Origin of the sequence: Staphylococcus sp. MZ3 (genome assembly GCF_018622755.1) — a bacterium.
GTDB classification, from domain to species: domain Bacteria; phylum Bacillota; class Bacilli; order Staphylococcales; family Staphylococcaceae; genus Staphylococcus; species Staphylococcus aureus.
Map to the genome: position 1 here is coordinate 1,636,982 of NZ_CP076026.1, position 11,686 is coordinate 1,648,667.

General features: G+C 33.1%; 11 protein-coding genes. All 11 read right to left on the minus strand.

Annotation, left to right across the window (positions count from 1 at the left end):
• Positions 1-7 precede the first annotated feature (7 nt).
• Positions 8-997: a flotillin-like protein FloA gene (floA, locus tag KI230_RS07870; RefSeq protein WP_000492114.1), complete on the minus strand. Its 990-nt coding sequence runs from the start codon at positions 995-997 to the stop codon at positions 8-10.
• 17 nt (positions 998-1,014) lie between these two features.
• Entirely contained in the window at positions 1,015-1,698 is a 684-nt protein-coding gene (locus KI230_RS07875) for an NfeD family protein (RefSeq protein ID WP_001802667.1), read from the minus strand.
• Between the two features lie 243 nt (positions 1,699-1,941).
• The gene (gene rpsU / locus KI230_RS07880; RefSeq protein ID WP_000048060.1) at positions 1,942-2,118 is read right to left on the minus strand and encodes a 30S ribosomal protein S21; all 177 of its coding nucleotides are present in this window, start codon (positions 2,116-2,118) and stop codon (positions 1,942-1,944) included.
• A gap of 292 nt (positions 2,119-2,410) precedes the next feature.
• Positions 2,411-3,757: a tRNA (N(6)-L-threonylcarbamoyladenosine(37)-C(2))-methylthiotransferase MtaB gene (gene mtaB, locus KI230_RS07885; protein ID WP_045176765.1), complete on the minus strand. Its 1,347-nt coding sequence runs from the start codon at positions 3,755-3,757 to the stop codon at positions 2,411-2,413.
• A 6-nt stretch (positions 3,758-3,763) separates the two neighbouring features.
• Entirely contained in the window at positions 3,764-4,516 is a 753-nt protein-coding gene (locus KI230_RS07890) for a 16S rRNA (uracil(1498)-N(3))-methyltransferase (protein WP_001190118.1), read from the minus strand.
• Between the two features lies 1 nt (position 4,517).
• Positions 4,518-5,456 (minus strand): 50S ribosomal protein L11 methyltransferase, encoded by a 939-nt coding sequence (gene prmA, locus KI230_RS07895; RefSeq protein ID WP_001104607.1) that lies wholly within the window; start codon positions 5,454-5,456, stop codon positions 4,518-4,520.
• A gap of 3 nt (positions 5,457-5,459) precedes the next feature.
• Complete coding sequence (dnaJ, locus tag KI230_RS07900) at positions 5,460-6,599, minus strand: molecular chaperone DnaJ (protein ID WP_045176762.1); 1,140 nt, start codon at positions 6,597-6,599, stop codon at positions 5,460-5,462.
• A gap of 135 nt (positions 6,600-6,734) precedes the next feature.
• A complete protein-coding gene (dnaK, locus tag KI230_RS07905; protein ID WP_000034716.1) occupies positions 6,735-8,567 on the minus strand; it encodes a molecular chaperone DnaK in 1,833 nt (610 codons plus the stop codon).
• A gap of 68 nt (positions 8,568-8,635) precedes the next feature.
• Positions 8,636-9,262 carry a nucleotide exchange factor GrpE gene (gene grpE / locus KI230_RS07910; protein WP_045176758.1) on the minus strand — a complete coding sequence of 209 codons (627 nt, stop codon included), beginning with the start codon at positions 9,260-9,262 and terminating at the stop codon, positions 8,636-8,638.
• 31 nt (positions 9,263-9,293) lie between these two features.
• Positions 9,294-10,271, minus strand: coding sequence for a heat-inducible transcriptional repressor HrcA (hrcA, locus tag KI230_RS07915; protein WP_000627144.1), 978 nt, complete (start codon positions 10,269-10,271; stop codon positions 9,294-9,296).
• Positions 10,272-10,371: 100 nt separating this feature from the next.
• Positions 10,372-11,496 carry a radical SAM family heme chaperone HemW gene (gene hemW / locus KI230_RS07920; protein WP_214958357.1) on the minus strand — a complete coding sequence of 375 codons (1,125 nt, stop codon included), beginning with the start codon at positions 11,494-11,496 and terminating at the stop codon, positions 10,372-10,374.
• Positions 11,497-11,686 lie beyond the last annotated feature (190 nt).

An 11,686-nucleotide genomic window follows, 5' to 3' on the forward strand; every position in this document is an offset into this window, starting at 1 on the left:
TCTCGACTTAATGTTCAGGTGACTCATCATCACTTTGATCAGTTCGTTTATTAATTGCATTTCTCATGCCTGTATCAGCTTCGATATTTTTCAAATTATAATAATCTTTAACACTGATATTACCTGAACGTAATGCTTCAGCCATAGCTAATGGTACTTCAGATTCGGCTTCAACTACTTTAGCATGCATTTCTTGTACACGCGCTTTCATTTCTTGCTCAGTTGCTACAGCCATAGCTCTACGTTCTTCAGCTTTTGCTTGTGCAATATTTTTGTCTGCTAAAGCTTGTTCAGTTTGTAAGTCTGCACCAATATTTTTACTAATATCAACGTCAGCAATATCAATTGATAAAATTTCAAATGCAGTACCTGAATCTAAACCTTTGCTTAATACTGTTTTAGAAATATTATCTGGGTTTTCAAGTACTTCTGTATGATGCTTACTAGAACCAATTGTTGAAACGATACCTTCACCAACACGTGCGATGATTGTTTCTTCACCAGCACCACCAACAAGTCGTGCAATATTAGCTCTAACTGTGATACGAGCTTTGGCTTTCACTTCAATACCGTTCATTGCTACACCTGCGATAAATGGTGTTTCAATGACTTTAGGATTAACAGACATTTGAACCGCTTCTAATACGTCACGTCCTGCAAGGTCAATTGCAGCAGCACGTTCGAAAGGAAGATCAATGTCAGCACGTTGTGCAGCAATATTAGCGTCAACAACTCTGTCAACATTTCCTCCTGCTAGATAATGCGATTCTAATTGGTTTGTTGTTAATGCTAGTCCTGCTTTGTGCGCTTTAATTAATGGCGCTATAACTTTTCTTGGAGATACACGACGTAAACGCATACCAACCAATGTACCTATACCAACATGAACGCCAGCTGCTAACGCTGAAATCCATAAACCAATGGGTACAAATGAGAATAAAATAAGTAATGCAACTACTATAATAACTGCTATTACGATAAAACTTAAACTAAACATGGTATCGCTCCTTTTAATTAATCTACTTCCCTCACAACTACTCTTGTTCCTTCAACTTCAAGGATTTTCACCGTTTTATTGCGTAAAATAAAGTTGCCATCTGAAACAGCATCAATACGTTCGTTTTCACAAAAAATAATCCCTGCAGGTCGAAGATCTGTAACTGTTTGAGCAGTCTTTCCTACGAGGTGCGAGCGGTTATCATGAGAATTGTAACCTGACTCAGAATTAGTTGAATCTTTTAAGATAACTTTATCCAAAAACGGAATCTTTCTGTTGAAAATCTTCACTAATATCACCCATTCTACAATCGTTAAAATCAAGGCAACGATAACATTCGCAAGCATAAATAGCAAATTATCACCGAGCGTTGTTATGCTTATAGTTATCAGTATCATGCCAATAATACCAATTACTGCACCAACTACAAATAATTCAATTACAACTAATATAACGCCAATTGAGAATATTAAGATAGAATGCATATTGACATTTCCTTGGATTAGAAATCCCAAAAATAAAATAAGTAATGATAATGTGGCGATAATACCAGCTGCATTGATTTTTTTAGAGTAAAGTTGATATACAAATCCTAAGAATGTCAAACAGGTTAATATTAACGTAAAAATAGGTTGAACAATTATATTACTAACTTGTTCAACCCAAGTATCTCCAGCCGTTGATTCCAAGATAGTTGTCATTTGTAAAAAATTATTATAACTCACAATTTCACCTCGCCCTCACATTAATTATACATGAAATTGAATATACTTTATAGTTATAAGAACCTATAGAATATCAATTTGATTATTTATAAACTATATAACTTTTTTTAATTAAAAATTGACAACAAAAAAACATCACATATTAGTGTAAGACACTAACTTGTGATGTTTGTTTTATATAATTAATATTCGTGTTGAGGGAGTCAACAGAGGTATTAATTATTTGAATTTACGTTTACGTGCAGCTTCTGATTTCTTTTTACGTTTTACGCTTGGTTTTTCGTAAAATTCACGTTTACGTACTTCTTGGATTGTTCCACTTTTAGAAACTGAACGTTTAAATCTACGTAACGCATCTTCAAGTGATTCATTTTTACGTACTACTGTTTTAGACATCTGTATTTCCCTCCCTCCAAATATCAACGGAACTTTATAGTCAATTGCACAGTAAAACTATGCATTTATAAGTATAATATATCTGTAATTTATGGTCAATTAGTAAATTGTTTTTTATTTGAAACATATTTCACATCAAAATCACAAAGACTTTTAGATTTTGTTCTAAAAATCTCTTAATAATTTATTTAATGAGAAGAGTTGCTTATATAGTAAATTGTGAAGCCGTTAAAACAACGTTACAAAACCTATATCTTTAATACGGAACCTTATGGTATGAATCAAGGAATACTTAAACTAAAACTTCTCTATCAGATTTATTTGTTGCGAAATCAACAACTTTAATTGCTTGCCCTTCATTTAATGGATAATTTGCTTGCGTAATTTTAACTTTTACAATTTGACCTATGAGTGATTCGTCACCTTCAAATTGTACTTTCATATAATTATCTGCATATCCAACTAATGTGCCTTCTGTGTCACCCTGTTCCTCAGGAATTACTTCAAGCACATCTTGATCAAATTTAGACGCATATAACTTTCCGAGTTGATTGCTTAGCGTAATTAACTTATGCACCCGTTCATTTTTAATTTCTTCATCAATTTGGTCATCCATTCTTGCAGCTGGCGTGCCAATTCTAGGAGAATAAGGGAAAACATGCAGTTCAGAGAACTTATGCTTTACGATAAAATCATATGTTTCTTGGAACTCTGCTTCAGTTTCACCTGGGAAACCAACAATTACATCACTCGTAACTGCCAAGTCTGGTAAAGCTTTATGCAATTTTGTTAATCGTTCTGAAAATCTATCCATTGTATACTTACGTCTCATACGTTTTAATACTGTATCTGAACCAGATTGTAATGGAATATGCAAATGACGCACAACTTTTGTTGAACGTTCTAAAACGTCAATTACTTCATCTGTAAGTTGACTTGCTTCAATTGAAGAAATTCGAATTCGTTCTAATCCATTAATCGTTTCAAGATCACGTAATAATTGGGCCAAGTTATAATCTTTTAAATCTTGACCATATCCACCTGTATGAATTCCCGTCAATACAATTTCCTTATATCCTGAATTCACTAGTTGCGTCGCTTGTTCAACTACTTTTTCCGGATCTCTTGAACGCATTAAGCCACGAGCCCATGGAATAATACAGAATGTGCAGAAGTTGTTACAACCTTCTTGAATTTTTAATGACGCACGTGTTCTATCTGTAAAATATGGGACATCTAATTCTTCATATTTACGATTTTTCATGATATTTCCAACACCATTAATTGGTTGGCGTTCTTTACGGAATTCATCAATGTAACCTAATAGTTTATGTCTATCTTGTGTACCAACTACTACATCGACACCAGGAATTTCCATAATTTCAGCTGATGAAGTTTGCGCATAACAACCTGATACACAGATTACAGCATCAGGATTTTGTCTTATTGCACGTCTAATTATTTGACGACTTTTTTTATCACCTGTATTCGTTACTGTACAAGTATTAATAACAAATACATCAGCATTCGCTTCAAAGTCAACGCGCTCATAGTTTGCTTCTTTAAATAATTGCCAGATTGCTTCAGTTTCATAATGGTTTACTTTACAACCTAATGTGTGAAACGCAACTGTTGACATAAATATTCACCCCATTAATTCTTTTTCATAACTTATTGCACTTAACGCATACAATGGCGCAGTTTCTGCCCGTAAAATTCTCGGTCCAAGACCAACAACTGTACTAGTATTACTAAATAATGAAATTTCATTTTCTGACAAACCACCCTCAGGACCAAAAATCATCAACACTTTATCCTGAGCCTTGAATTGTTGTAAAGTTTGCTTGAAATTGCTTAACTCACCATCTTTTGCTTCCTCTTCATATGCAATAAGAATATAGTCATAATTATCAATAGTATCACAAATTAATTTTAAATTCGACTCGAATTGAATAGATGGAATCACTAAACGATAGCTTTGTTCAGCAGCTTCTTTAATTATTTTTTGCCAACGCTCTATCTTTTTGGCAACTTTCGCCTCGTTTAATTTAACAATTGAGCGTTCCATGCTCACAGCTATAAATGATGAAGCACCCAATTCAGTAGCTTTTTGTAGCAACCACTCATATTTGTCAGCTTTAATTAGTCCACTGCAAATCGTAACATCAACTGGCAATTCTGTATTAATATTTTGTTTTTCTTTTAAATCAACTGCAATTTTATCACTTGTTATGTCAGCAATTTCACATAAATAAACTGTTTGATCATTAAAAGTTAAAATAATTTTACTACCAACATCATATCTCATTACATTTGTTATATGATGAATATCTTCTTTTTTTGTAATAAAAAAACGCTGACTTACATCAGCGTTTTGGTCTATGAAATAACGTTGCACATTATTCACTCACTTTCTGGCCAACAAGACAAACCCAACCATTGTCATGTTGTTCTGAAATAATTTTAAAACCTACACGCTCCATATGTGACTGTATACCTTCATACTTCTCTTTTATAATACCAGAAGTAATAAAATAACCGCCTTCATTTAGAGTATTATAAGCATCTTCAATCATTTCATCAATAATATGCGCTAAAATATTTGCTATTACAATATCAAATTTTTCTGTTTCGTCTTTCAATAAGTTACCTGGAACAGCTTCAATTAACGTTTCACAATGATTTCTTCTGAAGTTTTCTTTAGCTACACTCACTGCCATTTCATCAATATCCAACGCTTTAATACGTTTTACACCGATTAGATGACTTGCAATACTTAATATACCTGAGCCAGTACCAACATCAATTACTGAATGCTGTGGCAATACATATGTTTCTATTGCCTTCAAACACATACTTGTAGTCGGATGATCGCCTGTTCCAAAAGCCATACCTGGGTCGAGCTCAATGCAAAGCTCTTCATCCGCTTCTTTAGCATATGTTTCCCAACTAGGAACTATTGTGAACTTCTTCGACGCTCGGAATGGATGGAAATAGTTTTTCCATTCATTTTCCCAATCCGTCTCTGCAATAATTTGCTCACTGAATTGAATGTTATGTTGATCAAGTTCATCTAAATTTAATAACTCATCTTTAATTTGCTGTCGCAACTTATCATCATAAGTCATTTCATTAAAATAGGCTTTCAATCTTACTCCCTTATCTGGATAATCCTCTTTTTTCAAAGCGTAAATTTCACCGTATTTATCTTCTGGTTGGTTAATTAAATCATCTGAATCTTCTATCACGACACCATTTGATCCATGATTTTCAAGTATATTGGTAGCCAATTCTACTGCTTCATGATTAATAATAATTGAAAGCTCTGTCCAGTTCATACTTTATTCTCCCTTAAAGAATCTTTTTGCTCTATCTTTAAAATTCGAAGGTTGTTCATTAATTTCTTCACCATTTAATTGGGCAAATTCTTTCATTAGTTCTTTTTGTCTATCTGTTAATTTAGTAGGCGTTACTACTTTAATATCAACATATAAATCTCCGTATCCATAGCCATGAACATTTTTTATACCCTTTTCTTTTAAGCGGAATTGCTTACCTGTTTGTGTACCAGCAGGGATTGTTAACATAACTTCATTATTTAATGTTGGTATTTTTATTTCATCGCCTAAAGCTGCTTGTGGGAAGCTAACATTTAATTTGTAATAAATATCATCACCATCACGTTTAAATGTTTCAGATGGTTTAACTCTAAATACTACGTATAAATCACCAGCAGGTCCTCCATTCACGCCTGGAGAGCCTTCACCAGCTAATCTAATTTGTTGTTCATTGTCGACACCTTCAGGTACTTTCACTTCTAATTTAACTGTTTTATTTTCAGTACCTTTTCCGTGACATGTTGGACAAGCTTCTTCAAATTCTTGACCACTTCCATTACATTTAGGACAAACTTGTTCAGTACGAACTCTACCTAAAATTGTGTTTTGTTCTACAGCTACATGACCAGCGCCATTACAGTAACTACAAGTCTTTTTACTTGTTCCAGGCTTTGCACCATCACCATGACATGTTTCGCATGTTACATCTTTACGGATTGAAATTTCTTTTGTTGTACCAAATACCGCTTCTTCAAATGTTAATGTCATTGTATACTGAAGATCATCACCTTTTTGCGGTGCATTTGGATCTCTTTGTCTGCCGCCACCGAAGAAAGAGCTAAAGATATCTTCAAAACCGCCGCCACCGAAGCCACTAAAACCGCCAAAGTCAGAGCCATTGAATCCTTGTCCACCAAAACCTTTTGGACCATCATGTCCAAATTGATCATAGCTTGCGCGTTTATTATCATCACTTAAAACTTCATAGGCTTCAGAAATTTCTTTAAACTTTTCATCTGCACCTTCTTCTTTGTTAATATCTGGATGATATTTTTTCGAAAGCTTTCGATACGCTTTTTTGATTTCATCTTTTGAAGCATCTTTACTAATGCCTAAAACTTCATAATAGTCTCTTTTGGCCACAGCTATCTCTCCTTTTCTTAATTAACTCATATAGTTTAACGTAATATGTCATACTATCCAAATAAAAAGCCAAAGCCAATGTTCTATTGACTTTGACTTTTCAGATCATGACAACATTCTAATTGTATTGTTTAATTATTTTTTGTCGTCGTCTTTTACTTCTTTAAATTCAGCATCTTCTACAGTACTATCGTTGTTTTGACCAGCATTTGCACCTTGTGCTTGTTGTTGCTGTTGAGCCGCTTGCTCATATACTTTTGCTGATAATTCTTGAATCACTTTTTCAAGTTCTTCTTTTTTAGATTTAATATCTTCTATATCTTGACCTTCTAAAGCAGTTTTAAGAGCGTCTTTTTTCTCTTCAGCAGATTTTTTATCTTCTTCACCAATATTTTCGCCTAAATCAGTTAAAGTTTTTTCAACTTGGAATACTAGACTGTCAGCTTCGTTTCTTAAGTCTACTTCTTCACGACGTTTTTTATCTGCTTCAGCGTTAACTTCAGCATCTTTTACCATACGGTCGATTTCTTCGTCTGATAATGAAGAACTTGATTGAATTGTAATTCTTTGTTCTTTATTTGTACCTAAGTCTTTTGCAGTTACATTTACAATACCGTTTTTATCGATATCAAACGTTACTTCAATTTGAGGTTTACCACGTTCAGCTGGTGGAATATCAGTCAATTGGAATCTACCAAGTGTTTTATTATCCGCAGCCATTGGACGTTCACCTTGTAATACGTGTACATCTACTGATGGTTGATTATCTACTGCTGTTGAATAGATTTGAGATTTAGATGTAGGAATCGTAGTGTTACGTTCAATTAACGTATTCATACGTCCACCTAAAATTTCAATACCTAAAGATAGTGGTGTTACGTCTAATAATACTACGTCTTTAACGTCACCTGTGATAACGCCACCTTGGATTGCAGCTCCCATTGCCACTACTTCGTCCGGGTTTACACCTTTGTTAGGTTCTTTACCGATTTCTTTTTTGACAGCTTCTTGTACTGCTGGAATACGAGTTGATCCACCAACTAAGATAACTTCATCGATATCTGAGTTTGTTAAGCCAGCGTCTTTCATTGCTTGGCGTGTAGGTTCCATTGTTCTTCTAATTAATGAATCTGATAATTCTTCAAATTTAGAACGAGTTAAGTTTACTTCTAAGTGTAATGGACCGTTTTCACCAGCTGAGATAAATGGTAATGAGATTTGAGTTTGTGATACACCTGATAAGTCTTTTTTAGCTTTTTCAGCAGCATCTTTCAAACGTTGTAATGCCATTTTATCTTGAGATAAGTCTACGCCATTTTCTTTTTTGAATTCTGCAACTAGGTAGTCAATAATTACTTGGTCAAAATCATCACCGCCAAGTTTGTTGTCACCGGCTGTTGATAGTACTTCGAATACACCGTCACCTAATTCTAGGATAGATACGTCAAATGTACCGCCACCTAAGTCAAAAACAAGAACTTTTTCATCTTTATCAGTTTTATCTAAACCATATGCTAATGCTGCAGCTGTTGGTTCATTAATGATACGCTCAACTTCTAAACCAGCAATTTTACCAGCATCTTTAGTTGCTTGACGTTCAGCGTCGTTAAAGTATGCAGGTACTGTAATTACAGCTTTGTCAACTTTCTCACCTAAATAGCTTTCAGCTGTATTTTTTAAGTTTTGTAAAATCATAGCTGAGATTTCTTGTGGTGTGTATGATTTACCTTCAATATCTACTTTATAATCAGTACCCATATGACGTTTAATAGATTGAACAGTGTTTGGGTTTGTAATAGCTTGACGTTTAGCTACTTCACCAACTTGAGTTTCTCCATTTTTGAAAGCTACAACAGATGGTGTTGTACGTGAACCTTCAGGGTTTTGAATTACTTTTGGCTCATCGCCTTCTAATACTGTTACACATGAATTTGTTGTACCTAAGTCTATACCAATAATTTTACTCATAATAAAATTCCTCCATTTAATCATTAAATTAATTTAATTTTAAACAATGTCTTTTCGCCAAATTTAAGTTATTGGTTTACTTTGACCATTGATGGTCTTAATACTCTATCTTTAAGCTTGTATCCTTTTTGTAGTTCTTGAGTGATTTCGCCAGATTCAAAATCAGGGTTATCATCTTGAACTACAGCTTGGTGAATATTTGGATCAAATGCTTCACCTTCAGTTTTAATAACTTCAAGACCATTATCTTTTAGTGCGTTAATCAAACTTTCATACACCATTTGTACACCTTTTTGAAGAGATTTAAAAGTCTCATCATCACCTTCAATTTGAAGTGCACGTTCTATATTGTCTATTGCTGGTAAAATATCTGTTAACACACGTTGTGCTTGATATGTTTTATTTATTTCATTTTCTTTTTGAATTCTACGCTTATAATTTTCAAACTCAGCGTAGAGCCTTAAATATTTCTCTTCGTTTTCATCTGCTAATTGTTGAAGTTCATTAATTTTTTGATCTTTTGGATCTATTTCTTCAATAACATTCTCGTCAGACGTTTCTTCTATTGCTTCATCTTGTAAATGACCTTTACTTTCTTCAGCTTGTTCAACTGAATCATCAATATTTTGTTTGATGTTTGTTTCTTCAACTGTTGATTCAGTGTTTTTTTCAACTGATTCGTCTTTATTTGTCATTTTCTGTCCTCCAATACTTTCTAATCCATCATTACCAAATTCTATTTAATAATTGAATGACATTTTGATAATGCATAGCTGTAGGTCCAATCACAGCGATTTGACCTTTTAACGTTTCATCAAAATGATATTGACTTGTTACAATTGAAATATCACTTAAGCTGTCATCAATTTCATTACCAATTTTTACATTAATATTTGGTGAAGATATATCTTGTAATAATTCTGCAATTCTATTTGATTCTATATATTGTAGAATGGGCTGAATTGAAGATACATTACTTTCATTCAATGCATCAATAAGTTTAACCTTTCCACCCATATAAATGCTATTACTTTGATTAGAAATATGATTATTCATCGTATTTATCAATTTATTGATAAATATTTCTTCCTGCTCTGATTGAACAAAAGAGACAATATCATCTTGTAAATTCTGATTAAACTCAGTTAGTTTGTTAGTAACAAAATTTGATATTGTATTTAGTTTATCATTACTAAACGGTATGTCTGAAGCAAGATGTACATGCTCAACATGACCTGATGAAAATACGATAACCATTATAACTAAATTAGGATTAGCACGAATCAAATGTACATTATTGATAATATCTTGTTTATGATTAGGATGAACAACTAAAGTTGTATATTGAGATATATTTGATAATTCATCTGCAAAATATGTCAATGCTGATGATACATCATATTGATTCTCAACTAACAATTGATTTAATCGTCTTAATTTATTTGTTTTTTGATGAGATGTTTGTTCAAGTAAACGATTGACATAATACCTAAAACCTAATTGTGATGGCGAACGCCCTGAAGAACTATGTGTCTTTTCGATATAGTTTAAATCTTCAAGCTGTTTCATCTCATTTCTAATTGTAGCAGGACTAACATTCAAGTTATGTCGCTCAATTAGTGTTTTAGAACCAACGGGTTGTCCAAAATCAACATAATCCTCAACAATTGCGTTTAATATACTCAATTGCCTATCTGTAATCATGTTTTCACCTCATTAGCACTCACTTATCTCAAGTGCTAATTATAATTTATCAAATTGGTCAAAGTAAGTCAATGTTAAAGACTCGAAATTTCAATTTTTTTTAATCATTTATTAGGAAAGCTTCAAAAACCTCATTACCTATGACTTTCCCTCGCTTTGCTAGTGCAATCGCATCGTTCTTTTCTACAATTAATTCCTTCTCTTTTAAATTATTTATTGTTTGACCAAAGACACTTTCAATAGATTGGTCAAACTTCTTTTTGAACCTACTACTACTCACACCTTCATTTAAACGCAACCCAAGAAACATTTCTTCTTCCATTCTCTCAGTCAAAGAAGGTTTATTTGATACTAAAATTGCTTTACTTTCTTTATTTATAGCTTTGATATAATGATTCACTGGATTGATATTCGTATAACGCACACCATCTACATAACCACTTGCACCTGCTCCAAATCCATAATATTCCTCATTAAACCAGTAAACCTTATTATGTTCTGATTCATGGCCATCTAATGCAAAATTAGATATTTCGTATTGATGGAAAGGAGATTGTTCTATCTTAGACATCAACAACTGATACATGTCAGCACCTAAATCCTCATTAGGAAGTTTAAGCAACCCTTTTCTATACATATTATAAAATTGGGTTTTAGGTTCAAGTATTAAGCCGTAACTCGAAATATGTTGAATATCCATATCTAAAGCTAGATCTAAACTTTGTTCAAAATCTTCAATCGTCTGTTTCGGTAAATGATACATTAAATCTAAACTGATTGATTTAATACCTGCGTTTTTAGCATTTAACACCGAAGTGTAAATATCTTCAGTATTGTGCGTTCTACCTAAAACAGACAATAACTCCGGTTTGAATGTTTGAACGCCCATTGAAATTCTATTTACTCCATATTTCTCTAATAGTTGGACTTTCTCTTTAGTTAACTCATCAGGATTTGCTTCAAATGTATACTCGCCTGTGATTGTAAACGTATCACGTATTGCTTTAAGTAATCTTTCCAACTGATTAATAGAAAGGGCCGTTGGTGTGCCGCCACCTACATACATGGTCTTTAAGTTCCTATATTTTGCTGTAGACATTTCTGTTATTAGTGCATCTAAGTACTCATCTACAGGTTGATTCTGTATAAAATATTTATTGAAATCACAATATGTACATATTCTTACACAAAATGGAATATGTATATATGCACTTTGTACCGTCATTTTAATGCCCCGCTTCTCAGACTGTTTATCCAATCGGCTACATCCTGTTGGACTATCTGCTGTTATTCTTACTTTTAACTTTAACGTTTAATCAATGGTTGTCTAATATATCGATTCATTTTGATATTTATTCTTGTTTAGAGGGAGTGAGATAGAAATAATAAAGAACCACTAATGATTTATTATGTAG

Excerpts from the sequence above, each read along its gene's own strand:
- floA (WP_000492114.1), bottom strand. The coding sequence starts at position 997 with ATGTTTAGTTTAAGTTTTATCGTAATAGCAGTTATTATAGTAGTTGCA.
- KI230_RS07875 (WP_001802667.1), bottom strand. The coding sequence starts at position 1,698 with ATGACAACTATCTTGGAATCAACGGCTGGAGATACTTGGGTTGAACAA.
- rpsU (WP_000048060.1), bottom strand. The coding sequence starts at position 2,118 with ATGTCTAAAACAGTAGTACGTAAAAATGAATCACTTGAAGATGCGTTA.
- mtaB (WP_045176765.1), bottom strand. The coding sequence starts at position 3,757 with ATGTCAACAGTTGCGTTTCACACATTAGGTTGTAAAGTAAACCATTAT.
- prmA (WP_001104607.1), bottom strand. The coding sequence starts at position 5,456 with ATGAACTGGACAGAGCTTTCAATTATTATTAATCATGAAGCAGTAGAA.
- dnaK (WP_000034716.1), bottom strand. The coding sequence starts at position 8,567 with ATGAGTAAAATTATTGGTATAGACTTAGGTACAACAAATTCATGTGTA.
- grpE (WP_045176758.1), bottom strand. The coding sequence starts at position 9,262 with ATGACAAATAAAGACGAATCAGTTGAAAAAAACACTGAATCAACAGTT.
- hrcA (WP_000627144.1), bottom strand. The coding sequence starts at position 10,271 with ATGATTACAGATAGGCAATTGAGTATATTAAACGCAATTGTTGAGGAT.
- hemW (WP_214958357.1), bottom strand. The coding sequence starts at position 11,496 with ATGACGGTACAAAGTGCATATATACATATTCCATTTTGTGTAAGAATA.